Below are 25,588 nucleotides of genomic sequence, written 5' to 3' on the forward strand. Positions count from 1 at the left end.
CATGACGACAACGGAACTCGACCTTCGGCAGGTCGACTCGACCGTCCGCACCATCGGCGAGCACGGTTACGTGCTCCTGGAGAACCTGCTGCCCGCACCGACGATCGACCGGATGCGGGAGGCCCTGGAAAGGCTGCTGCACGAGGAGAAGGCGCGGAACCTGCACCCGAGCGGGCACCAGCGGGTCCTGCACGTCCTGGTCAAGGACCCCGTGTTCGTCGACGCCCTCGTGCACCCGCTCGTCCTCGCGGTGTGGCGGCGCTACCTCAGCGAGGACCTGATCTGCTCGACGTTCACCGCGAACTCCCTGTGGCCCGGGGCGACCGAGCAGTACTGGCACGCCGACCACCCGTACTGGACGCTGACGCCCCCGTGGCCGTCGATCCCGCTGTCCGGGCAGTGCATCTGGTTCCTGGACGACTTCACCGACGAGAACGGCGCCACCGCCGGAATCCCCGGCTCGCACCGCGCGGACCGGCTGCCCGACATGGGCGAGTCCTGGTGCGACGAGGGCGAGATCCTGGCCGGCCCCGCGGGCAGCGCGATCTTCGCCGACGGCGCCTGGTGGCACACCTCGCGCCCCAACCGCACCACCGCCCTCCGGTCCGCCCTCCTCGTCACCTACACCCACACCTTCTGCGTCCCGCAGGAGGACATGCGCGGGCAGCTGGACGCGCTGAGCAACCCGTCCGACCTGGTGGTCGAGCTGCTGGGAGGAAAGCAGTACCAACCCCGACGCGACTTCCCGTACTAGCCCACGTCGTCTCCCCCGGGCTGCCGGCGTTACTGAACGTCGTGGCGTCGCGGCTCTCCACCCGGGGCGTGTGCCAGCGGTCCATCGAGTTCAGCACCGCATCTCGGCGGCCCGGAAGGCTGCGGCCGCGTCGGGCAGGCGGCGCGACCTGAAGGTCGTTGATCGTCCTTCAGTCAGCGGGCCCTCCGAGGGGGCCACCGCCGGGAACGACTCGCCCATCCTCGACCGCGTACCTTTTCGAGTTCGCGGAGGAGGCGGTCCGGAACGGTCTGCCCTTGTTGTTGATCACGACGAAACCGGGTTTTCCGTCGGCGACGAAATGGAGCTTCGCGGTCCACCAGCAATCATGCTTGGACGCGCCTGCCCATAAGTACAGCACCTCTGGCTCGGCCTGTGAGACGCGGAGCGGAAACGACCACGTGCCACCTGTGTCCTCCCCCGAGACGTTGCGCAGGTCCTTGATCATCGGGGCTGCCTCGTCCAGGTCCGTGGCGTTCCTTCCATCGACCCCATCGCCTCCTGGAAAGACCTTGACGTAAGTCGCCCGGGGAGGCGCGGCCCGGCCCAGGACGTCGATCCGGAAGTCGGTGAGCACGACCGACTTGGCGGACGTCCCCTGGATGACCAGTTCAAGGGTGGTGATGTCGGCATCGACGCCGCCATTGCCGTATCCCCACTTCTCCACGAGTTGCTGGTCATTGCGATAGCCAGGCGGAAGTGATGGCAGCGCGGCAGCGGGCTTGGAGAAGATGAAGGCTTGGTCGCCCTGGACGGCCCGAATTCGTTGAATCGGAGTGACGGATCTGGTTACCGAGAGCGGCGACTGGCTGGGAGCAGGCCGTGGCGCCCTCTGGGGCCGACCGTGCAGGATCCACACCCCGCCTGCTGCCAGGATCGAGGTGGCCGCGACCGCCGCCGCCCATGTCCAGCGCCGCGTCGGAGAAGGTCGGTGCCCCGGTGGCGCGTTGCCGATGGTGATGTTCCCGCGGACGTCGCGGATCTGGAAGAGGCTGCCTCCGACGCGACTGCCGGAGACCTCCTGGCCGTCGCCTGCGGGGTCCTCGGCCGCAGGATCGTCGTCGCGCGGTGGAGTGGTATCGCGCATCAGGTGTCTCGTTCGATGTCCACGTCGCCGGCGACCTGGTCGATCTGAGAGCTGGATCCGCTGATCCGCGTGCCGGTCATCGACTGGATGCCAGGCGGATCTGCCGGTGGAGTCGTCCCACTTGGCGGCTGGTGTGGTCCGCCTGGGGGCGGTGGAGCCTGGGGCCGGCCGATTCGTACGCTACCGCCCACGCCCCGGACTTGAACGGCATCGCCGCCGACTGTGGACCCCTGAATCCGCTGCCCTGGCGCAGCCCCGGGTTCCTCTGGCGGAGGCGCTGCTTGTGACGGCCTCCGGATCAGCGCCGACAGCGACAGAGCGAGACCCGCGATCGTGCTCAGCGCTCCGATCACGCTGGCGTACTTGTCCGCGTCATCGAGGTCGAGCGCGAAAAGGAACACCCCCAGCCCTGTGATCACCACGCCCGCCGCAAGCCAGATCATCCAATGCACTCGTGCCTGTGTTCGGGCCATTGAGCCTCGATGTGACGGGGAATACGTACTCTTCGACCGTACGGGATCCCGTTAGGATTCGAAGCGGAGGCAGGGGCGCGGCCGAATGTGGCCGTGCCAGCAAATACCCCCTTCTCTGCCATACTGCCGGCAGCTTCATGATCGGGATCGGATCGCCCTCCGGGGGGCTTGACCGACCGGCGGGTCCGTGCTCCAACCGAGAGCCTATGACCTAGGGCGAATCACGGTGCCATTGCAGCAAGAGTAAGCGACGATCGAGGAGCCACGGTGGGCCAGCTGGGGCGGCACCGGATGGCGCCTATTCCATCGTACAGTTTCAGGGTGCACTCGGAATGATCGGCACGGTAGCCGGCAATCAGACCATCAACATTCCGAGCACCTTCAACGACCGAACCTCATCGATATGGACTCCGCCCTCGTCAAGAACCGGATGCACGAGGCTGACCCTGTGGTCGAACTCGAACGGCCATGGTGACGCATGGATTCATGAGTTCAACGACGGCGGCGCGGCGAATGTCCCGACCTGGATGAACGACAGGGCATCATCGCTGACCGTTGAGTAGCGAAGGTCTCCGCGGGGTCGTCGACGACAACGCGGAGACCACCCCTTCACCCCCCGATGGCACAGAGAGCGGCGCGCTGCGGTCGGCCGGCGTCTCCAACACCCGCTTCGCCCGCTGCGACGCGGATACGCTCGCCTGGCGTCTGGCACAGTGGGGCGCCATGATGAGCTGCTCCTTTTGCCGTCGCGAGTACGACGAGAACGATGCCGAGGCCGTCGAGCTCCATACCGAGCCGGTCGCCTGCGACGCGCGGCGGACTTGTCGATGCCAGGGCAGACCCAGGTGCTACGCGTGCGGTGACTCCTTCTGCTTCTGCGCCGCACACTGATCCGGAGTCTGACAAGCTCCCCTACCGCCAGCCCTGCATCCGCCGCGTCACGTTGCGTGCAGACCTGCCGGTACCTTGATCGCCGTCCGGCCGCCCCATCGTCGGCTTGCTCATCACCTCCGCCCGGCGGAGGATAGGGGCCAGGCTCCGCCCGACGGGAGATCAGGTTTGGACGCGACGACCGAACACGGCGACACGCTCGGCTATCCGTGGACCCTGCGAGTGCGGATACAGCATGGCCAACTGCTGGCCCGGCTCCACCTGACCACCATCGAACGTGAATCGCTTCTGCACTGCGACCTGCCGTGCGACGCGGTCTGCGTCCACGTCGGACTGTCAGCGACCGGCCCGGTTCGTGTGCTGGTCGCCGCCCCGCCGTCCGCCGAGGCGATGCGCGTCCGCACCGTCGGCGGACGGCTGACGCCCCTGGCGGTGCGGCACCCGGCCGGCGCCCCGGTCGCGATCGGCGCCGCACTCCTGGAGCGCGACGATCCGCCCGTCCGGCTCCACGTGCTCGACGCATCCGGCGGCGACCACGCGGAGCCGCTGGACGATCCCCGCCTCGGTCCCGCCGCGCGCCCTCATCGCACCCTGCTTCGCCGCCGCGGACCCAGGCAGTTCCGCCTAGCCGGTTAGCCGGTCACGGACGGGGCGCAGCGGGTCCAGCCCGCCGCCCACCCCGGCATCCGCGCGTCCTGGGCCACACCGACGCTCGAGATGCGGCCCACTAGGCGACCGGACTCGTTGAACGTGAGGACCTCGCGGTCAGAATAGGCAGCGCCATGCTGGACGATCCGGAGCGTGCGCAACCCCCGGACGGTCTCCCACGCGTTCGGCCGCCCCTTGACCGGCCTGGCGCCGGACGGGCGGGCCGGGGGACCGAGGACGTCGTCGAGTAGCGCGTCCAGGGTGTCCAACCGGGGCTCGGGCGGATCCTCCACACCCTCCTCGCAGGTGGCCCAGTCCCGGACGGCGAACGCCTGAGGGAGACTCCGGTCCCAGCGGCTCTCGTACACCTTGACCCCGCCGGGCCTGCTGGTCAGCGAGTGAATGGTCATGGCCTGGCGGCCCCGCAGGCTCACCCAGATTCGCACGGTGGTCACGGCGCCCTCGCGGCCTTCCCCGCCGGAGTAAGAGGTCTCGGTGAACTCCAGCCGGGTCACCGTCGCCGGGCCCTCGCGGTGCGGCGCACCGCCGCCGTTGCCGTCGCAGGCGGTCAGCAGCGCCGAGGCGGCCAGCGCGGCGCAGGCTGCGGCTCCCGCCGGCGCGCGGCCCGTGGTGAAGACAAAGGTCACGTTGCGCCTCCGGGGCGGCGCCGGGCCGATGGGGGTCGGCCCGGCGAGACGTGCTGGTGCACGTGTCCGGCTGCGACTAGCAGCGGAACCGCCGCTGGTCGGACGCCGCAGCGCGGTACGTCTTGCCCTTGTGGACCGCGGTCGCCCGGGCCCGGACGCGGTAGGTGTAGGTACCGCCGCACTTCTTACGTGAGACGCTGGCGACCCTGCGGGTGTTGCGGCCCCCGCTGTGGTCGGTGTCGAGCTGCTGCCAACCGTAGAAGCGCTTGCGTGCGAGGTCGGTCCACACATCGACCCGCGCGACGTTGTACGGACCATGGGCGATCGCCTGGCCCTTGGCGTACTTGCCCGACTTGTAGGCGAGTGGCGTCAGATACCAGCCGGGGAGGACCCGGACTCGGTGATCGGGCTGCGTCTGCTGCGTCTGGAACCGGGCCGCGGCCGGCTGCGCCGACGCCCGGACGTCGGCATTGGCCTGCCCGCCTAACGCCACCACCGAGGCGAGCGCGAAGGCGCTCGTCCCAAGGGCCAGCGTCGCCGTCTTGAGCCTCATGCTTTCTCCTTCTGTTCCCATCGACCGTCGTGACCGAATTGGTTAAAGGAACGCTACAGAGCACGCTCGCTCGCCCAAATCGTGGAGATCACGCACAACGGAGAATTCGGCATCAGCGACGCGCGTCTGTCAATCGTGGCGGCCACGTAAAGTCTGATCAGTGCGCTGGGCAGACGCGCTGTCTTTTACGGCGATGACCTGGGGACCCTTGTGCAGGGTAGCGCTGAGAATCCGGGAAAGTGCAAGGCGTAAGGAGGAGGCAGAAGGCCGGAAAAGCTTGTACTGCCTGAATCAGGACGAACGCCGGTGGTGCGGACGATGAACCAGCCGAGGGTCATCGACCGTGCTGAGAGAACGATTACGGCGCTGTCGGCGGACCCAGAGGCCAGGTTCCGGAAACCATAATATAGAAGCGATGGCGCTTTAGGCCACGAGCGTTCCTCGGCCATCTCTTCCACACTGGACGTCCTGTCCTGAGCAGCCCGGTTTCAGAGGCCTCAACGGCCCTTTCGGTCCGTTTATCCAACGACCGTCAGAGGAACACGTTGTAGCGCACGAACGATGACGGCCATGATGCGGCTGCGTCCCAGCAGGACCGAGGCGACTGGAATTCGACGGACGGGTGCGCGGCCGCTCGCCGTTCAACGATCTGGTGGCACTCGAGGGCTGCACCTGCCGGTGCCTGCCGGTCGGGGGCGCGGCGAGTGCCGGTGCCAGCGGCGCTCGCCGGGCCGACGTGCTCGTGCCAGGCCGCCGTCGCAACGCGCAGTCGCGCCCCCGACCGGCGGCGCAGGGTCCGACGGCCGAGCCGGTCATCGTGACCCGGGTCCCGCCGGATGAACGTCGAACCCGCTGCCGCCGCTGACGTTCGCCGACGAGCGGGTCATGATCGCCGCGGTCACGCGGACAGAGCCTTGGGAGGAGGTCGGCTTCCCAAGGCCCTGTGGCCATGCGCTACGCGGGCGCTTGTGATCGCTACTTCGGCGTGTACAGGCGGACGTCGTCCACCCGGGCGCTCCCCTCGTAGAAGTTCATGTGCGGGTCGCCGATCATGAAGTGGTCGGGGTAGGCGGACCCGGCAGGCCAGGTGTCGCGGTCGACGAGCGTGCCGCCGGGGCCCTTCCAGGTCCAGTCGGCGTTGTAGCGGCCGTCGTACTCGGAGGGCTTCTGGTTGTAGTGCCAGATCGGCTCGCCGTCCTGGACGAACGAGCGCGTGTACCGGAAGGTCGCCTTGCCCACGTGCGCGAAGTTGCCCGACATCTCCATCGTGTACGCGCCGTTCCGCCGCTCGACCGCGAACCGGTAGGGCTCCTTGGGCAGCAGTTCCGGCTTCAGGTCGATGGTGGAGACGATCGCGCCGCCCTTGGCGAGCCCGCACTGGCTCTCCATCAGGTACTCGGTCCCGGGCATCGTCGGGTAGCGGCGGTCGTCGGTCATGAAGATGGCGTTGACGCCGTTGCCCGTCCCGGCGGTGTAGGGCTCGTACTGCCCGGTCGCGGGATTGCAGTAGCGCAGGCCGGCGCCGGTGTACTTGTACCTGTTGTAGCCGTCCATGGCGACCTTGCGGTGCCCGTGGACGAACACGTTGTTGTGCGGCGCCACCCGCCCGTAGTCCATGATCGACATGTAGTAGAAGCCGTTGGAGTCGGTGCGGACGTCCGCCCACTGGCACTCAGGACGGGAGAAGTCGCCGCCCGAGGCCCATGGGAAGTTCGTCTTGCAGCCCTGGGGCGAGTAGCCGTTGATCCGGCCGTCGGGGTAGTCCCACGACCCGTTCCGCTGCCCGCCGAAGTCGAGGCCGCGCAGCGTCATCTCCACCCGGTACTCGGCGGGCAGCGCCCGCGTCGAGCGGATCACGACGCCCGCCTGGTGGCTCGGCTCGTCCAGGCGGGCGACGCCGCCGCGCGAGGTGAGCGTGGGCGGGGCGTCCGGCCTGCCGTCGCCGTCGGCGTCGCGGGCGGCGAGTTCGGCGGTGAGCCAGCCGTGTTCGCCGAACGTGAACGACTTGCGGTAAGTGCTCATCTTCGTGAGCTGCGTCTGGAACGCCGGGCCCCCGACCGTGTCGAAGAAGGCGCCGTCGTTGTCGTACATGTCGACGTTGTAGGGACTTGCCGGACCGTCGCCGTCGGACCTCCAGGGCACCTTCGCGTCGTCAAGGCGCCGGTCGAAGGACTCGGCGTCCAGCAGGCGCCAGCCCGCCAGGGTGGGCGGCGCCGCCCCCGCGTGCGCCGCCCCCGCCAGGGTCATGGGCATGACCAGGGGGAACGCCAGTGCCAGCGCGCCCCGCACGAATCTCTTCATAGCTCGCCCCCTCCGCGCCGCGCCTCCCGCGCGGCGCTCCGCCGGACATCGGGTGATCCTCGGTGACGGTAGGTCGGGGTGGCGGCGAACGCCATGGCAAAACCCGCCAAAGTGGTATTGACCAGTCGCAACAACCGGACATATCGTGTGCCCGGACAGGAACGGCGTATCCGGGAGGTGAACAGGTTGCGATCCGCCGGTGAGGCCCGGAACGGGAACACGAAACGGCAGGCGGTGCGCCGCCGCCTGCTGGAGATGCTGGACGGGCTGGACGTCGGCGACGCCCTGCCGTCCGAGCGCCGGCTGGCCGCCGACCTGGGCGTCTCCCGGCCGACGTTGCGGCAGGCCATCGACGGTCTCGTCGCCGAGGGCCTGCTCCACCGGCGGCACGGGAGCGGAACCTATGTGTCCGAACCCCGGATCGCCGTCTCGCTGACCATGACCTCCTTCACCGAGGACATGATCAGGAGGGGGATGCGGCCGGGCGGCCGGGTCCTGTCGTTCCGCACGGAGGCCGCGGGGGCGCGGATCGGCAGGCGCCTGGCCGTCTCACCGCTGGAAGAGGTATTTACCATTCGGCGGCTCCGGCTCGCCGACGAGGCCACGATGGCGATCGAGACCCTCTACATGCCCCGGGCGCTGATGCCCGGCCTGCGCAGGCAGGACCTGGAGGGCCGGTCGTTCTACGAGCTGCTCCGCGGCAGCGGCGTCGAGATCGCCTCGGGCACCGAGACGATCGAGCCGACCGTCACCACCGAGGACGAGGCGGCGGAACTCGGCGTGCCGGTGCACATGCCGGCGTTCCTGTTCGAGCGGGTGACCAGGGACGCGGGCGGGCGGCCCCTGGAGTACGTCCGGTCGCTCTACCGCGGCGACCGCTACCGCCTGGAACTCGATCTCAGACCACCGTCGCACTGACCGGAGTCCCGGAGCGACCCGCCCCGGGACTCGATCGTCCAACCGCGCTGACGGGGGCGACAGCGCACGACCCCACCCCCGAGAAGTGAGGCGATTCACCCATGGACGTCATCAAGGACATCCTGACCTTCCTGGCCGACAACGTGTTCGGCCAGGTGCCCATCCTGATCGGGCTCATCACCCTGATCGGACTGCTGCTCCAGCGCAAGCGGTTCGAGGACGTGTTCGCCGGCGCGCTGCGCTCGACGATCGGCGTGGTGATCCTGTTCATCGGCGTCGACGTGTTCACCGGCGGGCTGACCAGCTTCCAGACGGTGCTGGCCAGTGCGATGGGCACGACGCCGCCGAAGGCCGACCACTCGCTCACGCAGTTCCTGACCGACCAGGGCGGGACGATCGCGCTGGTCATCACCGTCGCGTTCCTCGTGCACGTGCTGGTCGTGCGGCTGTTCCCGGCGGCCCGGTACCTGTACCTGACCGGCCACCTGATGTTCTGGGTGAGCACGGTCACGGTCGCGTCGCTGGTGACGATCGCGCCGGGCCAGGACCAGCTCACGCTCGTGCTCTGCGGGGCCGGGTTCGTGGCCGCTTACTGGACCGTCCAGCCGCTGTGGATGCGGCCCCTGATGCGCCGCGTCATGCCGGACGACCGGTTCGGGTACGCGCACACCAGCTCGCTCACCTGCCTGATCACCGGGTACGCGGCGCGCCCGCTCGGGAGCCGGGAGAAGCACGACACCGAGAAGCTGAAGCTGCCGCGCCAGCTGTCGTTCTTCAAGGACGTCAACGTCAGCACGGCGCTGATCATCTCCGTGATCATGCTGGTGGCGGTCGCGTTCGCCGACAACGCCGTGGTGGGCAAGGCCGCGGCCGAGATGGACCCCAAGCTGTCGTCGTGGGTGTGGGCGCTGCTGGTCGGCCTGCGGTTCGCGGGCGGCATCGCGATCCTGCTGTTCGGCGTGCGGATGTTCCTGGGCGAGATCGTCCCGGCGTTCAAGGGGTTCAGCGACAAGGTGATCCCCGGCACGCGTCCCGCGCTGGACGCGCCGACCGTCTTCCCCGTCGCGCCGACCGCGGTGATGCTCGGGTTCGTCGTCTCCACCGGCGTGTTCCTGGTCTGCCTGGCGGTCTTCGCGGGGGCCGGCTGGTTCACGCTCGCGCCGCCCATGATCATGCTGTTCTTCGTCGGCGGCGCCGCCGGGCTGTTCGGCAACGTCGTGGCGGGCTGGCGCGGGGCGGTGCTCGGCGGCGTGATCTCGGGGCTGGTCCTCGCGATCGGGCAGTCGGTCACCTGGGGCCTGTACGAGCGGACCGCGCCGGAGCTCGCCACCCTCGCCGACCCCGACTGGTACGCGATCGGCTGGCTGCTGAAGGCCGTGGACCCGGTCGTCGGCGACGGGTCGATCTGGCTGGTGCCCGCGGTGGCGCTGGCCGCGATGACCGCGACCCTGCTCGTCCTCGGGCGGGCCGAGAAGCGCCGGGCCGTCGCCGAGGACGCCGGCTCGGGCGATGACAAGGCGATCGTGAACGCCTGACGGACGCGCGGAACGGGAACGCCCCGAGGGGGCGGCCTCGCGGGGCGCCCGGCCGAACGTCAACGAACCGACAAGGGAGTGACCCGATATGGCACTGGACCGGCAACTGGAGATCCTCGCGGTCTGCGGCGTCGGCATGGGCTCAAGCCTGATGCTGAAGATGACCGCCGAGGACGCGCTGCGCTCGCTCGGCGTGGAGGCGCGGGTGGAGAACACCGACGTGTCCACGGCGCGCGGAATGTCGCCGGACGTGGTGATCGGCCAGGGCATGCACACCAGCGAGATCGCCGACCTGGCGCCCGTGGTGATCACGATCAGCGACTTCCTGGACAAGGAGGGCCTGGAGGCCCAGCTCCGCGAGCGCCTGACCGCGCAGGGGTGGCTGTCATGACGATCGCCGTGGCGACCGACGGCGTCCCCGCTGCCGACTGGCGGGAGGCGGTCGTGCGGGCCGCGTCCGCGCTGGTCGAGGCGGGCGCGGCGGGCGAGGGCTACCCGGACGCGTGCGTGCGGGTGGTCGAGGAGAACGGCCCCTACATCGTGTTGACGAAGGGGCTGGCGCTCGTCCACGCCCGTCCGGAGGAGGGCGGGCTGGCCGTCGGGGTCGGCGTGACCCGGCTGGCAACGCCGGTGGAGTTCGGCCACCCCGACAACGACCCGGTGGACCTGCTGCTGGCGTTCTGCACACCGGACCCCGACGTCCACGTCGGGACCCTGGCCGCGCTGGCGCGCGCTCTCTCGGGCGGCCTCGCCGACCGGCTCCGCGCGGCCGCCGGTCAGGACGACCTCGCCCGCGAGCTGAAGGAGGCCCTGCCCGATGCCTGAGACCGTCCGCGCGCAGCTCTCCGACCGGGTGCGGACCCTGCTGGACGACCTCGACTCCGCCTCCGGCGCGGCGATCGGCGAGGCCGCCGCGCTGCTGCTGGAGTCGGTCGCGGCCGACGGGATCGTGCACGTCGCGGGCGCGGGCCACTCGCTGGCGATGGTCTGCGAGACGTTCTACCGGGCGGGCGGCCTCGCCGCCGTCCGGCCGATCTGGCACCCCGGCGTGTTCCCGCTCGACGACGCCCTGCGCAGCACGCGGGTCGAGCGGGAGAGCGGGGTCGGGCGGGCCGTCGTCGAGGCCGCCGCGCCCGCCCCGCCCGACGTCGCGGTGGTGTTCTCCACCAGCGGCCGCAACCCCTACCCGGTCGAGGTCGCGGAGGCCTGCGCGGCACGGGGCGTGCCGGTCATCGCGGTCACCTCGGCGCGGGCCTCGCGCGGCGCCGCGGCGCGGACCGCGACGAGCCTCGCCGACCACGCCGCGATCGTGCTGGACACGTGCGTCCCGCCGGGCGACGCGCTGCACCCGGCCGGGGCGCCGCGCACCGCCGCGGTCTCCACGATCCTCGCCGCCTATACGTGGTCGCGCGTCCTCGCCGACCTCGACGACCTCGCCTCGGCGCGGGGCGTGCGGCTCCCCCGCTGGACGAGCGCGAACGTCCCGGGCGGGGACGAGGAGAACGCCGCGCTCCTCGCCCGGTACCGGGGGCGGATCCCGGAGCTGACCGGCGGCCAGGACACATCCACATAACTGGCGCCTTACCGTCGCACGCCACCCTTCTCCCGCAGTGGTTACTTTTAGTTGCCTTCCCGGCACTACACGGTGATCAGCACGGTTGTTAGCGTTCGGGAACTCCGCCCCTGGGCAACGGGAGGCCCCGCGATGGAACGTGCTCTGGAACGGACGATCCTCGTCGCCGTCGACGAGGCGCCGGACGACGACTCGGTGGTCGCCGAGCAGCTCCGCCGGCTGTGCGCGGCGCTGGACGAGCACGGGCTGCACGTCCGCTGGACCCACCGCGCCGCCGACGCGCTGGCCGTGATCCGCTCCGACGCCATGCTGGCGGCGGCGCTGGTGGGCTGGGGGACCGCCGGTACCGAGGACGTCCTGACCGCGGTGGGCGGGCGGTTCCACCGCCTGCCGGTGTTCCTCGTGACCGCCGAGCAGGAGCCCCGGGACGTCCCGCTGTGGGTGTACGAGGTGATCCAGGGCTACGTCTTCCTGCTGGAGGACACGCCCGCCTTCGTCGCCGGGCGCATCGCGCACGCGGCGCAGGAGTACGCCGAGCGGCTCCTCCCGCCGTTCTTCGAGGCGCTCCGGCGCCTGGACGACCGGCACCGCTACTCCTGGCACACCCCCGCCCACGCCGGCGGCGTGGCGTTCCTGAAGTCGCCGGTGGGGCGGGCGTTCTTCGACTACTACGGCGAGCGGCTGCTGCGCACCGACCTGTCGATCTCGGTGCCCGAGCTCGGCTCGCCGCTGGACCACACCGGCCCGATCGGCGACGCCGAGCGCAACGCCGCCCGGGTCTTCGGCGCCGAGCGGACCTACTTCGTCGTCAACGGCAACTCGACCGCCAACCGCATCGTCGGGCACCACGCGGTCGCCCGCGACGAGCTGGCGCTGGTCGACCGCAACTGCCACAAGTCCGTCCAGCACGTGCTCGCGATCAGCGGCGCCCGGCCGGTCTACCTGGTCCCCGAGCGCAACGGGCTCGGGCTGGCGGGGCCCATCCCGGCCGGGTCGCTGACGGCGGCGGCCGTCGCCGACCGGCTGGCGGGCCACCCGTTCGCCGCGGGCGCGGCGGGCTCCGGCGCCGCGTACGCGGTGATCACCAACTCGACCTACGACGGGCTGTGCTACGACGCCGTCCAGGTCGCGGGGCTGCTCGGCGCGTCGGTGCCGCGGGTGCACTTCGACGAGGCGTGGTTCGCCTACGCCCGGTTCAACCCGCTGTACGAGCGCCGGTACGGCATGGCCGTCGACGAGCGGACCCTGCCCGGCCCGGACCGCCCGACGGTGTTCGCCACGCAGTCCACGCACAAGCTGCTGGCGGCGCTGTCGCAGGCGTCGATGCTGCACGTGCGCTCCGCGCCGCGCGCGCCGGTGGACCACGACCGGTTCAACGAGACGTTCCTCATGCACGCCAGCACCTCGCCGCTCTACCCGATGATCGCGTCCCTGGACGTGGCGGCGGCGATGATGGACGGCCCGTCCGGCCCCTTCCTGACCGGCGAGGCGATCGTCGAGGCGGTCCGGTTCCGGCAGGCGATGGTGCGGCTGGCCGCCCGCGTCCGCGAGGACGGCGCCCGCCCCGACTGGTTCTTCGGCGTCTGGCAGCCGCCGGAGGCGCCCGACCCTCGCACCGGCGGCACGGTCGCCTTCGAGGACGCCGACGTCGCGCTCCTGTCCACCGACCCTCGCTGCTGGACGCTGGAGCCCGGCGCCGCCTGGCACGGGTTCGCCGGCCTGGACGACGGCCAGTGCGCGCTCGACCCGATCAAGGTGACGATCACCTGCCCGGGCGCCGACGCCGTCGCCGGCACCACCTCCTGGGGCATCCCGGCCCGGATCGTCGCCGCCTACCTGGAGCGGCGCGGCATCGTCGTGGAGAAGACCGGCGACCACACGCTGCTGGTGCTGTTCTCGATCGGCATCACCAAGGGCAAGTGGGGGACGCTGATCGACGCGCTCATCGACTTCAAGAACGCCTACGACGGCGACGTGCCGCTGGCGGAGGCGCTGCCCGGGTTCGGGCCGCCCGGGATCTCGCTGCGCGCGCTCTGCGAGCAGGTCCACGGGAGGCTGCGCGACTCCGGCCTCGGCGCGCTGCTCGACCAGGTCTTCACCGACCTGCCCGAGCCCGTCCTGACCCCGGCCGAGTGCTACCAGGCGCTGATCCGGTCCCGCACCGAGCGGGTCGCGCTGGACGGGCTGGCGGGCCGGGTCTGCGCCTCGACCGTCGTCGTCACGCCGCCCGGGATCCCGATGCTGATGCCCGGCGAGGCCGCCGGGCCCGCCGACGGCCCCGTGCTGCGCTACCTGCGCGCGCTGGAGGACTTCGACCGCGCCTTCCCCTACCTCGCCACCGACATCCACGGCGCCCACCGCGACGAGGACGGCCGCTACCGGATCGAATGCGTCGTCACCTGACCGGGGACGGCACCATTCCGGAAGCGCGGGATGAACGACCGGGAACCGGGTCGGGTCGGACGGCGTTTCCGGTGGGACCGGCCCGCTCGCCGTGCGATGATGCGGGCACATCGGACCAGAACGGGGAACTTGAGATGACCACGAGGCCGACCGAGGACGACCTTCTCGCCGTGTTCAGGCGCGCGGACCTCGGTGGCGACGACCGGCTCGACCTCATGGAGTTCACGCTCGTCCTGGAGAGCCTCGGGCTGTCCTGGACGCGGGCGGAGACCCAGGACAGGTTCGAGCAGGCCGACACCAACCGCGACGGGTTCATCTCCTACGGCGAGTTCCGGACCGTCCTCGACGTCCGGGGCTGGGCCGCCGGGCCGCTGCCCGACGCGCAGAGCTGAACCGCGAGAGCTGAACCGCGCGGGCGGGGCCCGCCGGAGCGATCCGGCGGGCCCCGCCCGCACGCGTCACACGGCCCGGCCGCGCAGCTGCCGGTAGCGGCGGACGAGCGCCGCCGTGGAGGGGTCGGGCGCCTGCGCCGGAGGCTCCTCGGAGGTGAGCGCGGGCGCCAGGTCCATCGCCATGACCTTGCCGAGCTCCACGCCCCACTGGTCGAAGGAGTCGATGCCCCAGATCGTCCCTTCGACGAACACGATGTGCTCGTAGAGGGAGACGAGCGCGCCGAGCGTCCGCGGGGTCAGCTTCGGCACGAGGATCGTGCTGGTCGGACGGTTGCCCGGCATGACCTTGTGCGGCACGACCGCGGCGGGCGTCCCCTCGGCGGCGATCTCCTCGGCGGTCTTGCCGAACGCCAGCGCCGAGGTCTGCGCGAGCATGTTGGCGGTCAGCAGGTCGTGCATGCCCGCGCGGTCCTCGAACGGCTCGGCGAAGCCGATGAAGTCGGCGGGGACGAGCCGGGTGCCCTGATGCAGGAGCTGGTAGAAGGCGTGCTGGCCGTTGGTGCCCGGCTCGCCCCAGAAGATCTCGCCGGTCTGCGCGACGACGGGGACGCCGTCGGCCCGCACCGACTTGCCGTTGGACTCCATCGTGAGCTGCTGGAGGTAGGCGGGGAAGCGCGACAGCCGCTGGCTGTAGGGCAGCACGGCGCGGGTCTGCGCGCCGAAGAAGTCGGTGTACCAGACGCCGAGCAGCCCCATCAGCACGGGCATGTTCGCCTCGAACGGCGCGGTGCGGAAGTGCTCGTCGATCTGCCGGAACCCGGCGAGCATCTCGCGGAACGCCTCGCCGCCGATCGCGATCATGAGGGACAGCCCGATCGCGCCGTCGAAGGAGTAGCGGCCGCCGACCCAGTCCCAGAACCCGAACATGTTCGCGGTGTCGATGCCGAAGTCCGCGACCCGCTCGGCGTTGGTCGAGACCGCGACGAAGTGCCGCGACACCGCCTCCGCGTCGCCGAGCCGCCCGACCAGCCACTCCCGCGCGACCTTGGCGTTGGTGAGCGTCTCCAGCGTCCCGAACGTCTTGGAGCTGATGACGAACAGCGTTTGCTCGGGGTCGAGGTCCGCGAGCGTCCCGACGATGTCGGCCGGGTCGATGTTGGACACGAACCGGCAGGAGATCCCCGCGTCGGCGAAGTCGCGCAGCGCCTCGTAGGCCATGGCGGGGCCGAGGTCGGACCCGCCGATGCCGATGTTCACGACGGTCGCGATCGGCTTGCCGGTGAAACCCGTCCACTCCCCCGCGCGGACGCGACCCGCGAACTCCGCCATCCGGTCCAGGACGGCGTGCACGTCGGCGGCGACGTCCTGCCCGTCCACGGTGAGCGGTTCGCCCGGCGGCAGGCGCAGCGCCGTGTGCAGGACGGCGCGGTCCTCGCTGACGTTGATGTGCTCGCCGGAGAACATCGCGCCGATCCGCTCGCGCAGCCCCGCGCGCTCGGCGAGCGAGACCAGCAGCCCCAGCGTCTCGGCGGTGACGCGGTGCTTGGAGTAGTCCAGGTGGAGGTCCCCCGCGGTGACCGTCATGCGCTCGGCGCGCCCCGGGTCGTCCGCGAACAGCTCGCGCAGGTGCCGTCCCGCCAGCACCGCCTGGTGCTCGGCGAGCGCCGACCACTCGGGCGCCTCGGTGATATCAGCCATTGCCTCTCTCGTCTCCTCGACGGGGCCGTGCGAGCACCGCTGTCCCCCGGGCGCTCCGCCGTCCCCCAACGGCGATCATAGGTCGACCGCGCGTGACCGTACCAAAGCCCGCCCGCGCCCCGGGCGGAACCGCCGGGTTCGTCAGGTCACGGGCGCTGCGCCGGGCTGGCCGCCCCTGCCCGCCGCGCCGCCGCTGACCAGCTGAAACGTCGTTGAGCTGCGGCATCGCGCAGGGCCGGGGGGCGTTAGGCTCGGGGGCCTGCCGCCCGTCTCGGGGGCGGGGATGATCACATTGATGATCACATACTGCGTCGGGAGGAGAGTCCGGGTGGGCGAGCGGGTGTTCTGGGTGGGCACGTACACGGGCGCGATGGGCGCCGGTGAGGGCGTCTACCGCGTGCGGCGGGGACCGGGCGGCGCGCTGGAGGGCCCGGAGCTCGCGGGCGCGGCGGCGAGCCCGTCCTACCTCGCCGTGCACCCGGGCGGCGGCGTGCTCTACGCGGTCCGGGAGGAGGACGCGGGAGGCGTCCTCGCCTACGCGGTCAAGGACGGGCGGCTCCACGAGATCGGCCGGCGCGAGGTGGGCGCGCTCCCCTGCCACCTGTCGCTGACGCCCGGCGCCGGGCACCTCATGGTGGCCGACTACGGGTCCGGGACGGTGCGGGCGGTGCCGCTGGACACGGGCGGCGGGTTCGCCGGCGAGCCCGACGTCGCGGAGGGCCACGGCTCCGGTCCGCGCCAGGACCGCCAGGACGGCCCGCACGCGCACATGACCGCCCCCGCCCCGGACGGGACGATCCTGACCACCGACCTCGGCGCCGACCTCGTCCGCTCGTTCCGGATCGAGGAGGGGCGGCTGCGCCTCGCCGGGGAGACCCGGCTCCCGGCCGGGTGCGGGCCCCGGCACCTGGCCGTCCACCCGGGCGGGAACGTGTTCGTGCTGACCGAGCTGGCGGCGACGGTGCTCGTGCTGCGCCCGGCCGGCGGCACCGGCGGCTACGCCCGGCTCGAACTCGTCGCCGAGTCCCCCGCCACCGCGGCGGAGAGCGACGGCGAGTCGCTGGCCGGGGCGATCAGGCTCGGCGACGGCGGCCGGTACGTCTACACCTCGACGCGCGGCGCGGACGTGCTCACCGCGCACCGCGTGCTGGACGGCGGCGCGGCCCTCGAACCCGTCGCGGACGTCGCCTCCGGCGGGCACTGGCCCCGCGACCTGTACGTCGACGGCGAGTGGATCCACGTCGCGAACGAGCGGAGCGGGCTGGTGACGACGTTCCGGATCGGCGCGGACGGCGTCCCGGTGCTCGGCGGGCCGCCGCTGGAGGTGCCGTCCCCGGTCTGCGTCGTCCCCGCCTAAGCTGCGGGTCCGCGCCGGACTCCGGCGCGGACCCGGTGGTGTTTCCCGGATGCCCCCAAGGGCACGCCCCGGAGGGTTGAAACGGACATCCAGGGAGCATCCGACATGACGACGATCGCGACGACCAACCCCGCGACGGGACGCGTGGAGCAGACCTTCGACGCGCTCACCGAGGACGAGATCGACGAGCGCGTCGGACGGGCGGCCGAGGCGTTCGCGTCCTACCGCCTCACGCCCGTCGGGGAGCGGGCGGCGTGGATGAACGCCGCCGCCGACATCCTGGACGAGGAGGCCGGCCAGATCGGCGCCATGATGACCGTCGAGATGGGCAAGCCGTTCACGGCGGCGAAGGCCGAGGCGCGCAAGTGCGCCCACGCGTGCCGGTACTACGCCGCGCACGCCGAGGAGTTCCTGGCCGACCGCCCGGCCGACGCGGCGGCCGTGGGGGCGTCGGGCGCCTACGTCCGCTACCAGCCGCTCGGGCCGGTGCTGGCGGTCATGCCGTGGAACTTCCCGCTCTGGCAGGTGATCAGGTTCGCGGCGCCGGGGCTGATGGCGGGCAACGTGGGGCTGCTGAAGCACGCCTCGAACGTCCCGCGCACGGCGCTGTTCCTGGAGGAGCTGTTCCGCCGCGCGGGGTTCCCCGAGGGCGTGTTCCAGACGCTGCTCATCGGGTCGCGGCAGGTCGAGCGGGTGCTGCGCGACCCGCGCGTGCGGGCGGCGACGCTCACCGGCAGCGAGCCCGCCGGGCGGTCGGTCGCCGCGATCGCCGGGGACGAGGTCAAGCCGACGGTGCTGGAGCTCGGCGGCAGCGACCCGTTCGTCGTGATGCCCTCGGCCGACGTCGCGGCGGCGGCGGAGGCCGCGGCCACGTCCCGCTGCCTGAACAACGGGCAGAGCTGCATCTCCGCCAAGCGGTTCATCGCCGACACCGGCGTCGCGGACGAGTTCGAGCGCCGGTTCGTCGAGGCGATGAGCGACCGGCGCGTCGGCGACCCGATGGACGAGGGCACCGACGTGGGGCCGCTGGCCACCGAGCAGGGCCGCGCCGACGTGGAGGCCCTCGTCGCCGACGCGGTCGGCAAGGGCGCCAAGGTGCTGTGCGGCGGCGAGCGCCCGGCCGGCCCCGGCTGGTACTACCCGCCGACCGTCGTGTCCGGCGTGACGCCCGAGATGCGCATGTTCCACGAGGAGGTGTTCGGGCCGGTCGCGTCGCTGTTCCGCGTCCGGGGCGTGTCGGAGGCGGTCGAGCTGGCCAACGCGACCGGGTTCGGCCTCGGGTCGAACGCCTGGACGCGGGAGCCGGACGAGCGGGAGCGGTTCGTCCGGGAGCTGGACGCCGGGCAGGTCTTCGTCAACGGCATGACGACCTCCTACCCCGAGCTGCCCTTCGGCGGCGTCAAGCGCTCCGGCTACGGGCGCGAGCTCTCGCAGGAGGGCATCCACGCCTTCTGCAACACCAAGACGGTCTGGATCAAGTAGGCCGCTAGAGCAGACCGTTCTGGACGAGCCACGCCTTCGCCACCGCCTCGACCTCGTCTCCGTCGTGGGCGACCCGGGCGTTCATGTACAGCAGGTCCTCGGTGGTGAGCTTGGCTGAGACGGCGTCGAGCGCGGCCTTGGCGCCGGCGTCCAGTTCGGTGCGGTTGACCAGCGGCGTGACGTTCTGCGAGCCGAACAGCCGCGCGGGGTCGTCGAGCGCGACGAGGTCGTGGGCGCGCAGCGCGGGGTCGGTGGTGAACATCTGCCCCGCCTGCACCGACCCGCGCGCGAGGAGGGCGGCGAGCGTCCCGAAGTCCTCGTGCCGGAACGGCTGGAAGTCTTTGAACCGGACCCCGTAGACGGCGCGCAGGCCGATCATCCCCTGGTGCCGGGTCTCGGCCTCGGGGGTGCCGCCGAGGACGAACCCGTCCGAGACGTCCTTGAGGTCGGCGAGGGAGGTCAGCCCGTAGCGGGCGACGGTGTGGCGCGCGACGACGATCGCGTCCTTGTCCTCCGCCTTCGCCGAGTCGAGGATCTCCAGCTCGGGGGGCAGCCTCCGGCGCAGCCTCTCGTTCACCGACGCCGTCGTCGCCGGGGCCTTCGCGGTGAGGTCCAGCGCGCCGACATAGGACGCGAGCGCCCCGTTGTACTCGGGGACGACGTCGACCTCGCCCTTGACCGCGAGGGGGTAGTAGTCCTCGCGGGAGCCGATCCCGCGCCTGCGGGTGACGGGGTGCCCTCTGGCCTCCAGGATCTGCGCGTAGATCTCGCTCAGCAGGACGCTCTCGGGGAAGTTCGCCGAGCCGACCGTGAGCCTGCGCGGCGCGGACGGGGTCGGGGCGGCGGCCGCCGGGCGGCGGCGCTCCCCGCCGTCGGACGGGAACGGCCGCGTCAGGGCCACCGCCACCGCGCCGGACAGCGCCAGGGCCATGGCGACGATGAGGAGCCGGTGGCGCCGCCACGCGGAGATGACCGTGCCGCCGGACGCGGGCCCGGGGTGCCGCTCGCCCTGTTCCTCCCGTTCCCCCTGCTCTTGTTGCGGGGGCCGCTCGCCCGGGCGGGCGACGGTGGGCGTGCGCGGGTGCCCGACCGGCTGGCCGGGCGCGCGCCGGTCGGGGCCGTAGCCGAGCAGGCGGAGCAGGACTTCGCTTGCTGCGGGTCGCTCGCCCGGTTCCTCCCGCAGGCAGGGGGCGACGATCTCGGCGAGCCAGGACGGCAGGTCCACCACGTGGCGCTCCAGGCGCAGCGTCCGGCCGAGGCCGCCGTCCGGGCCGCCCGCGCCGAGCACGCGGGGCCCGAGCGCGGCGAAGGCCATCGTGACGGCCCAGGAGTACACGTCGGCCGCCGCGCCGACCTCGCCGCCCGCCGCCTGCTCGGGCGCCATGAACGCGGGCGTGCCGGACGCTCCGGGCTCGCCGCGCCCGGCGGGGCCGAGGGCCTTGGCGACACCGAAGTCCACGACGCGGGGGCCGTCCGCCGCCAGCAGCACGTTGCCGGGGGTGAAGTCGCGGTGGACGACGTTCGCGGCGTGCGTGGCGGCGAGCGCGACCATCGTGCCGACGGCGAGGCGCTCCAGCCGGGCGCCGCCGAGCGGGCCGTCCGCCTCGACGGCGGCGCGCAGCGAGGGCCCGTCGACGTACTCGCTGACGATGTAGGGGCGGCCCGCGTCGGTTCCGGCGTCCAGAATCCGCGCGGTGCAGAACCGGGCGACCTGCCGGACGAGCGTGATCTCCGAGAGGTCGGCCGGGGCGTCCCCGTCCGGCCGGGCGTGCGGCATCTTGAGCGCCACCGGCCCGTCGGCCGAGCCGGGCCAGGTCGCGAGGTAGACCACGCCCTGGCCGCCCTCGCCGACGCGTCCCAGCAACTCGTATCCGCCGATCGAGGCCGGGTCCCCCGGCCGCAGGGGTTCGACCGTCACGCCTGGCCGCCCTTCCGTCAGGCGACGTCTCCGAATCCGGACACCGCGTTTCCGGGTTCGATCCCGGCCCCGACGCGTTGGTTCCGGCACCCCGTGATTCGGACAGGCCGGACAGCGTGACCGGACGCGCTGGAATCAGGACCGCCCGGTATCCCCGGAGACGAGCGCCAGCGCGGCGTCCTCGATCGCGCGTTCCGACAGCAGGACGCGCCCGGCGGCGTCGCCGAGCGGGACGAAGCTGTCCTCGCTCGTCACGCGGGCGGCGCGGCCCTCGAACCCGCCGTCGGCGAGCGCGGTCAGGACGGCCTCGGACACCCCGCCCGTCCGGCGGGTCTCGTCGGCGACCAGGACGGCGCCGGTCGCGCGGGCCTCGCGCAGCAGGTCGGCGGCCGGCAGCGGCGCGAGCCACCGCAGGTCGAGGACGCGGCAGCCGATCCCGCGGCGCTCCAGGCGGCGGGCCGCGCGCAGGCTCATGCGCAGCCCGTTCGCGAACGTGACGATGGTGAGGTCGCCGCCGGTGCCGTGGGTGCGGGCGCGGCCGAGCGGCACCGCGCCCGCGCCGGGCGCGGCGAGCCAGCCGCCGTCCCCGTCCTCGTGCAGGTCGCGGACGTGGTAGAGCGCGATCGTCTCCAGCAGCACGCAGACCCGGCCGTGCGCGACCGCCGCGTCCGCGCAGGCGCGCAGCATCCCGGCGGCGTCGTCGGGACGCGCGGGCGAGGCGATGACCAGGCCGGGGATGTCGCGCAGCGCGGCGACGGCGTTGTCGTTGTGGAAGTGGCCGCCGAACCCCTTCTGGTAGGCGTACGCGGCGATGCGCACGACCATCGGGTTGCGGTAGCGGCCCGCGGAGAAGAACGGGAGCGTGGCGGCCTCGCCGCGGATCTGGTCGGCGGCGTTGTGCAGGTAGGCGAGGTACTGGATCTCCGGGATCGGCAGCAGCCCGGCCGTGCCGAGGCCGAGCGCGAGCCCGAGGATCGACTGCTCGTCCAGGATCGTGTCGAACACCCGCGCCGCTCCTGCGCGCCGCAGCAGCCCGCGCGTCACCCCGTACACGCCGCCCTTGCGCGCGACGTCCTCGCCGAACACCAGCGTCTCGGGGCGCTCGTCCAGCAGGTCGGCGAGCGTCCGGTTGACCGCCTGCGCGAGCGTCAGGCGCTCGCCGCCGGGCTCGGCGGGCGGCTCGGCGGTCTCCGCGACCGGGGTGGCGAGCGGAGCCATGACCTCGCGCGCGGACGCCAGGCGCGGCGCGTCCGCGACCTCCTCGGCGAGGGCCGCGACCTCGGCGCGCTTGGCCTCGTAGCGGCCGACGACCTCGTCCGCCGTCGCGATCCCCCGGTCGACGAGCAGCCGCGCGGTGCGCAGCAGCGGGTCGGCGGCTAGGTCGGCGTCCAGCTCCGCCCGCGTCCGGTAGGCGGACTCGACGTCGGAGCCCGCGTGCCCCATCAGCCGGACGGTGCTCAGGTGCAGGAACGCGGGCCGGCGCCGCTCCCGGACCCAGGCGGCCGCGTCGCGCGCGGCGGTGTAGACCTCCTCCAGGTCGCCGCCGTCGGCGTGGAAGTAGGCGAGGCCCGGACGGGAGCCGTAGGCGGCCTCGATCCAGCCCGGGGGCGTGCGGACGCTGATGCCGATGCCGTTGTCCTCGCAGACGAGCAGCAGCGGCATCGGCACGCCCTGGAAGCCGCAGTTCACGGCCGCGTTGACGGCGCCGGTCGCGGTGGAGTGGTTGGCGGAGGCATCCCCGAAGCTGCACACGGCCAGCGCGTCGCACGGCCAGGGCGTCTCGGCGCCCAGGCGGCCGGCGCGGTCGATCGCGAACGCGACGCCGAGCGCGCGCGGGAGATGCGAGGCGATCGTGGACGTCTGCGGGATGACGTGGAGCCGGTCGCTGCCGAACACCTTGTGCCGGCCGCCGGAGATCGGATCCTCGGCGGCGGCGACCACTCCCAGCAGGACGTCGCGCAGCGCGTTCCGCCCCGGCACCTGCCGGGCGCGCTCCAGGAAGAACGCGCCGGACCGGTAGTGCAGGAGCGCCGGGTCGTCCGGGCGGAGCGCGGCGGCGACGGCCGCGTTGCCCTCGTGCCCGGACGAGCCGATCGTGTAGAACCCGTGGCCGCGGGCCCGCAGCCGCCGCGCCGCGAGGTCGAGGTGGCGGCTGCCGAGCTGCGCGTCGAACAGCTCCAGGCAGCGTTCGCCGGTGAGCGGCCCCTGCGGCCGGGACGCGCCGGACGGCTTGAGGGACGCGGCCTTCTCCAGGAAGTGGGCGTCGGCGGGCTCGGCGTCGCTGGCTGCCATGCGGTCTCCTGCCTCAATGGAAGGGGCGCTCGGGAAGGGGTGCGGTGTCGAGCATCGGACACCTCCCGGCCCGTGCCAAGCACCCGCCCGTTTGGCGCGGACGCGGCGAACCGGCCAAGCTGGGTCCGTGCTCACCTCCGTCATCGGCGGCTCCCGGATTCCGGCCGGGCCGCGCACGTACCGTTCCGTCGACCCCGCGCACGTGTCCGACGTGGTCGCCGACGTGGCCCTGGCCGGAGCCGGCGACCTCGTCGCCGCGTGCCGCGCCGCCCACGCCGCGCAGGACGCCTGGCGCGACACGCCGCCGCCCGTCCGGGGGCAGGCCGTCGCGGCGCTCGGACGCCTCGTCGAGGCCAACAAGGAGGCCCTCGCCCGGGTCGTCACCCGGGAGGTCGGCAAGCCGTACGCCGAGGCGCTCGGCGAGGTGCAGGAGATCGCCGACACGTGCGCGTTCTTCGCCGGGGAGGGGCGGCGGCTGTACGGGCAGACCGTGCCGTCGGAGATGCCGGACAAGCAGCTGCTCACCTTCCGCGACCCGGTCGGGGTCGTCGCCGTGATCACGGCGGGGAACTTCCCCGTCGCGGTGCCGTCCTGGTACATCGTCCCGGCGCTGCTGTGCGGGAACACCGTCGTGTGGAAGCCCGCCGAGTACGCGGCGGCGTGCGCCGAGGCGTTCTACCGGCTCGTCGCGCACGCGGGCTTCCCCGACGGCGCCCTCAACGTCGTGTACACCGACGGCCCCGAGACGTTCCAGGGCCTGGAGCTGGCGCTGGAGGCGGGGCTCGTCGGCAAGGTGGGATTCACCGGCTCCACCGAGGTCGGGACGCGGATCGGCGCGCTGTGCGGCCGGTACCTCCAGACGCCGTGCCTGGAGCTCGGCGGCAAGAACCCGATGGTCGTCACCGAGGACGCCGACCTCCCGCTGGCCGTCGAGGGCGCGCTGTTCTCCGGGTTCGGGACGGCCGGGCAGCGCTGCACGTCGCTCGGGACGGCGATCGTGCACGAGTCGGCGCACGCGGAGTTCGTCCGGCTGCTGGACGAGGCGGCGCGCGCGGCCGCCGTCGGCGACCCGTCCGGCGACGTGCTGTTCGGGCCGTTGATCGACCGGCGGTTCGCGGACGGGTTCGAGCGGGTCCTCGACTGGATCGGGCCGGGCCACACCGTGCACGGCTCGTCCGGGATCGGCCGGATCACGGCCGCGAACCCGCGCCCGGGCTTCGCGGGCGACCCGGCGGACGGCCTGTACTACCACCCGGTGATCGTGGACGGGGTCGGCCCCGGCGACGACCTGTTCGCGCACGAGACGTTCGGGCCGGTCGTCGGCGTCACCCCGTACCGGACGCTGGACGAGGCGGTCGAGCTGGCGAACGCGCCGGGCTACGGCCTGTCGGCGTCGATCTACACGGGCGACCCGGCGAAGGTGTTCGCGTTCCGGCGGCGGGTCTCGGCGGGGATGGTCAGCGTGAACAACTCCACGTCCGGCGCCGAGGCGCACCTGCCGTTCGGCGGGAACGGGCGGTCGGGCAACGGGAGCCGCCAGTCGGGCGTGTGGGTGCTGGACCAGTTCACCCGCTGGCAGTCGGTGAACTGGGACTACTCCGGGCGGTTGCAGAAGGCGCAGATGGACGTCCCGGGGGTCGAACCCGACCTCGCCTTCCGCCTCTAGCGCGCCACCGGCAGCCGACTCCGGGAGCGGGCCGGCCCGTCAGTGGGTGTGGTCGGGGGCGGCGGCCTCGGGGTGGGCGAGCAGCCAGCCGACCCGGTCGCGGCTCTCCTGGTCGATCGGCGTGTAGACCATGATCCGGGCGCCGGGCGCGGCGGTGATCTCCAGGTTCGTGCTGCGGGTGCGCACCTCGCCGACGGCGCGGTGCCGGAACACCTTGGTCCGCTGCCCGGGGATCGCGACGTCGTGGGCGGCCCACAGCCGCGCGAACTCGGGGCTGACGGTCTGGAGCCGCTGGACGAGCTCCTTCCAGCCCGGCTCGCCGAGGTGCCTGATGTAGCGGTGCCGGAACACCGCGACGTGGATCGGCGCCTCCTCGGACAGGTTCATGACCGGGTTGCAGCACGGCGGCAGCGTGAACGTCATCCACATCGTGTTGCGCTCGCACCCGGTGGCCCGCACCACGCGCGGGAAGATCGCGGCGTAGGCGTCGTTCCAGGCGAGGACGTCGCAGCGCCCGTTGGACACCGCGGCGGGCAGCGGGCTCAGGCCGTCCAGGATCGTCTGGACGTCGGCGGGCAGCGTGCCGGCCTCGTCGGGCAGCGCCGCCGCCGGGACCTCGGCCAGCCGGTACAGGTGCTCGTGCTCGGTGCCGTCCAGCCGCAGCGTGCGGGCCACCGCGTCCAGGACCTGGGTGCTCACGTTGATCGGACGGCCCTGCTCCAGCCACGTGTACCAGGTGACGCCGACGCCGGCGAGCTGGGCGACCTCCTCGCGGCGGAGCCCCGGCGTGCGGCGCCGCGGCCCGGCGGGCATCCCGACCTCGTCCGGGGAGATCCGCTCCCGGCGGCTGCGCAGGAACGCGCCGAGCTCGTGGCGGCGCTCCCGCCCCGCGGTCTCCTCGGCGGTGCTCGTACCGGTCATCGCGCCTCCCGGCCCCGCGCCCGTTGGCCGGACGTTCCAGGTGCTGTCAGTACCAGTATAA

At 72.5% G+C, this 25,588-nt stretch carries 21 protein-coding genes; 13 read left to right on the forward strand and 8 right to left on the reverse strand.

From position 1 onward, the window contains the following. Position 1 precedes the first annotated feature (1 nt). Positions 2 to 754, forward strand: a complete 753-nt coding sequence (locus K2F47_RS32840; RefSeq protein ID WP_242909927.1) for a phytanoyl-CoA dioxygenase family protein — start codon at positions 2 to 4, stop codon at positions 752 to 754. Between the two features lie 169 nt (positions 755 to 923). On the opposite strand, the gene K2F47_RS32845 is transcribed toward K2F47_RS32840, so the two are convergent. Next, positions 924 to 1,859 (reverse strand): hypothetical protein, encoded by a 936-nt coding sequence (locus tag K2F47_RS32845; protein WP_242909929.1) that lies wholly within the window; start codon positions 1,857 to 1,859, stop codon positions 924 to 926. Between the two features lie 805 nt (positions 1,860 to 2,664). Between K2F47_RS32845 and K2F47_RS32850 the strand changes: the two genes are divergently transcribed. After that, a complete protein-coding gene (locus K2F47_RS32850) occupies positions 2,665 to 2,895 on the forward strand; it encodes a hypothetical protein (protein ID WP_242909931.1) in 231 nt (76 codons plus the stop codon). A gap of 496 nt (positions 2,896 to 3,391) precedes the next feature. Continuing rightward, the gene (locus K2F47_RS32855; protein WP_242909932.1) at positions 3,392 to 3,859 is read left to right on the forward strand and encodes a hypothetical protein; all 468 of its coding nucleotides are present in this window, start codon (positions 3,392 to 3,394) and stop codon (positions 3,857 to 3,859) included. Here the strand turns inward: K2F47_RS32855 and K2F47_RS32860 are convergent. From K2F47_RS32860 to K2F47_RS32870, 3 genes are all read right to left on the reverse strand, one after another. Then, a complete protein-coding gene (locus tag K2F47_RS32860; RefSeq protein WP_242909934.1) occupies positions 3,856 to 4,518 on the reverse strand; it encodes a hypothetical protein in 663 nt (220 codons plus the stop codon). The genes K2F47_RS32855 and K2F47_RS32860 overlap by 4 nt on opposite strands. Positions 4,519 to 4,594: 76 nt before the next feature. Beyond that, on the reverse strand, positions 4,595 to 5,071 hold the full coding sequence (locus K2F47_RS32865) for a hypothetical protein (RefSeq protein ID WP_242909936.1): 477 nt from the start codon (positions 5,069 to 5,071) through the stop codon (positions 4,595 to 4,597). A gap of 975 nt (positions 5,072 to 6,046) precedes the next feature. Then, positions 6,047 to 7,372, reverse strand: coding sequence for a hypothetical protein (locus tag K2F47_RS32870; protein ID WP_242909937.1), 1,326 nt, complete (start codon positions 7,370 to 7,372; stop codon positions 6,047 to 6,049). Positions 7,373 to 7,558: 186 nt separating this feature from the next. Here K2F47_RS32870 and K2F47_RS32875 point away from each other — a divergent pair, with 186 nt between their 5' ends. From K2F47_RS32875 to K2F47_RS32905, 7 genes are all read left to right on the forward strand, one after another. Continuing rightward, positions 7,559 to 8,290: a GntR family transcriptional regulator gene (locus K2F47_RS32875; RefSeq protein WP_242909938.1), complete on the forward strand. Its 732-nt coding sequence runs from the start codon at positions 7,559 to 7,561 to the stop codon at positions 8,288 to 8,290. A 101-nt stretch (positions 8,291 to 8,391) separates the two neighbouring features. After that, positions 8,392 to 9,825 carry a PTS ascorbate transporter subunit IIC gene (ulaA, locus tag K2F47_RS32880; protein ID WP_242909939.1) on the forward strand — a complete coding sequence of 478 codons (1,434 nt, stop codon included), beginning with the start codon at positions 8,392 to 8,394 and terminating at the stop codon, positions 9,823 to 9,825. An 88-nt stretch (positions 9,826 to 9,913) separates the two neighbouring features. After that, positions 9,914 to 10,216 (forward strand): PTS sugar transporter subunit IIB, encoded by a 303-nt coding sequence (locus K2F47_RS32885; RefSeq protein WP_242909940.1) that lies wholly within the window; start codon positions 9,914 to 9,916, stop codon positions 10,214 to 10,216. Further along, positions 10,213 to 10,650 (forward strand): PTS sugar transporter subunit IIA, encoded by a 438-nt coding sequence (locus K2F47_RS32890; RefSeq protein WP_242909941.1) that lies wholly within the window; start codon positions 10,213 to 10,215, stop codon positions 10,648 to 10,650. Before K2F47_RS32885 ends, K2F47_RS32890 begins: the two co-directional genes overlap by 4 nt. Next, entirely contained in the window at positions 10,643 to 11,398 is a 756-nt protein-coding gene (locus tag K2F47_RS32895) for a sugar isomerase domain-containing protein (RefSeq protein ID WP_242909943.1), read from the forward strand. Before K2F47_RS32890 ends, K2F47_RS32895 begins: the two co-directional genes overlap by 8 nt. Positions 11,399 to 11,530: 132 nt before the next feature. Beyond that, complete coding sequence (locus K2F47_RS32900; RefSeq protein ID WP_242909945.1) at positions 11,531 to 13,801, forward strand: Orn/Lys/Arg family decarboxylase; 2,271 nt, start codon at positions 11,531 to 11,533, stop codon at positions 13,799 to 13,801. Between the two features lie 134 nt (positions 13,802 to 13,935). Next, positions 13,936 to 14,193, forward strand: coding sequence for an EF-hand domain-containing protein (locus K2F47_RS32905; RefSeq protein ID WP_242909947.1), 258 nt, complete (start codon positions 13,936 to 13,938; stop codon positions 14,191 to 14,193). A gap of 66 nt (positions 14,194 to 14,259) precedes the next feature. Here K2F47_RS32905 and pgi read toward each other — a convergent pair whose 3' ends face one another. Beyond that, positions 14,260 to 15,891, reverse strand: coding sequence for a glucose-6-phosphate isomerase (pgi, locus tag K2F47_RS32910; protein WP_242909949.1), 1,632 nt, complete (start codon positions 15,889 to 15,891; stop codon positions 14,260 to 14,262). 328 nt (positions 15,892 to 16,219) lie between these two features. On the opposite strand from pgi, the gene K2F47_RS32915 reads away from it, so the two are divergent. Together K2F47_RS32915 and K2F47_RS32920 are read left to right on the forward strand one after the other, a co-directional pair. After that, on the forward strand, positions 16,220 to 17,248 hold the full coding sequence (locus K2F47_RS32915) for a lactonase family protein (protein ID WP_242909951.1): 1,029 nt from the start codon (positions 16,220 to 16,222) through the stop codon (positions 17,246 to 17,248). Between the two features lie 105 nt (positions 17,249 to 17,353). Next, positions 17,354 to 18,730 (forward strand): NADP-dependent succinic semialdehyde dehydrogenase, encoded by a 1,377-nt coding sequence (locus K2F47_RS32920; protein ID WP_242909953.1) that lies wholly within the window; start codon positions 17,354 to 17,356, stop codon positions 18,728 to 18,730. Positions 18,731 to 18,734: 4 nt separating this feature from the next. On the opposite strand, the gene K2F47_RS32925 is transcribed toward K2F47_RS32920, so the two are convergent. Beyond that, positions 18,735 to 20,648, reverse strand: coding sequence for a glycine betaine ABC transporter substrate-binding protein (locus tag K2F47_RS32925; RefSeq protein ID WP_242909954.1), 1,914 nt, complete (start codon positions 20,646 to 20,648; stop codon positions 18,735 to 18,737). 135 nt (positions 20,649 to 20,783) lie between these two features. Beyond that, positions 20,784 to 22,940 carry a thiamine pyrophosphate-dependent enzyme gene (locus K2F47_RS32930; protein WP_242909956.1) on the reverse strand — a complete coding sequence of 719 codons (2,157 nt, stop codon included), beginning with the start codon at positions 22,938 to 22,940 and terminating at the stop codon, positions 20,784 to 20,786. Between the two features lie 127 nt (positions 22,941 to 23,067). On the opposite strand from K2F47_RS32930, the gene K2F47_RS32935 reads away from it, so the two are divergent. Next, a complete protein-coding gene (locus tag K2F47_RS32935; RefSeq protein WP_242909959.1) occupies positions 23,068 to 24,606 on the forward strand; it encodes an aldehyde dehydrogenase family protein in 1,539 nt (512 codons plus the stop codon). Positions 24,607 to 24,645: 39 nt separating this feature from the next. Here K2F47_RS32935 and K2F47_RS32940 read toward each other — a convergent pair whose 3' ends face one another. After that, the gene (locus K2F47_RS32940) at positions 24,646 to 25,527 is read right to left on the reverse strand and encodes a helix-turn-helix transcriptional regulator (protein WP_242909961.1); all 882 of its coding nucleotides are present in this window, start codon (positions 25,525 to 25,527) and stop codon (positions 24,646 to 24,648) included. Between the last annotated feature and the right edge of the window lie 61 nt (positions 25,528 to 25,588).

This window comes from Actinomadura terrae, from assembly GCF_022751215.1.
In the GTDB taxonomy this organism is placed as follows: Bacteria; Actinomycetota; Actinomycetes; order Streptosporangiales; family Streptosporangiaceae; genus Spirillospora; species Spirillospora terrae.

Excerpts from the sequence above, each read along its gene's own strand:
- ulaA (WP_242909939.1), top strand. The coding sequence starts at position 8,392 with ATGGACGTCATCAAGGACATCCTGACCTTCCTGGCCGACAACGTGTTC.
- K2F47_RS32850 (WP_242909931.1), top strand. The coding sequence starts at position 2,665 with ATGATCGGCACGGTAGCCGGCAATCAGACCATCAACATTCCGAGCACC.
- K2F47_RS32845 (WP_242909929.1), bottom strand. The coding sequence starts at position 1,859 with ATGCGCGATACCACTCCACCGCGCGACGACGATCCTGCGGCCGAGGAC.
- K2F47_RS32940 (WP_242909961.1), bottom strand. The coding sequence starts at position 25,527 with ATGACCGGTACGAGCACCGCCGAGGAGACCGCGGGGCGGGAGCGCCGC.
- pgi (WP_242909949.1), bottom strand. The coding sequence starts at position 15,891 with ATGGCTGATATCACCGAGGCGCCCGAGTGGTCGGCGCTCGCCGAGCAC.
- K2F47_RS32920 (WP_242909953.1), top strand. The coding sequence starts at position 17,354 with ATGACGACGATCGCGACGACCAACCCCGCGACGGGACGCGTGGAGCAG.
- K2F47_RS32870 (WP_242909937.1), bottom strand. The coding sequence starts at position 7,372 with ATGAAGAGATTCGTGCGGGGCGCGCTGGCACTGGCGTTCCCCCTGGTC.
- K2F47_RS32885 (WP_242909940.1), top strand. The coding sequence starts at position 9,914 with ATGGCACTGGACCGGCAACTGGAGATCCTCGCGGTCTGCGGCGTCGGC.
- K2F47_RS32890 (WP_242909941.1), top strand. The coding sequence starts at position 10,213 with ATGACGATCGCCGTGGCGACCGACGGCGTCCCCGCTGCCGACTGGCGG.
- K2F47_RS32900 (WP_242909945.1), top strand. The coding sequence starts at position 11,531 with ATGGAACGTGCTCTGGAACGGACGATCCTCGTCGCCGTCGACGAGGCG.
- K2F47_RS32840 (WP_242909927.1), top strand. The coding sequence starts at position 2 with ATGACGACAACGGAACTCGACCTTCGGCAGGTCGACTCGACCGTCCGC.
- K2F47_RS32905 (WP_242909947.1), top strand. The coding sequence starts at position 13,936 with ATGACCACGAGGCCGACCGAGGACGACCTTCTCGCCGTGTTCAGGCGC.
- K2F47_RS32865 (WP_242909936.1), bottom strand. The coding sequence starts at position 5,071 with ATGAGGCTCAAGACGGCGACGCTGGCCCTTGGGACGAGCGCCTTCGCG.
- K2F47_RS32930 (WP_242909956.1), bottom strand. The coding sequence starts at position 22,940 with ATGGCAGCCAGCGACGCCGAGCCCGCCGACGCCCACTTCCTGGAGAAG.
- K2F47_RS32895 (WP_242909943.1), top strand. The coding sequence starts at position 10,643 with ATGCCTGAGACCGTCCGCGCGCAGCTCTCCGACCGGGTGCGGACCCTG.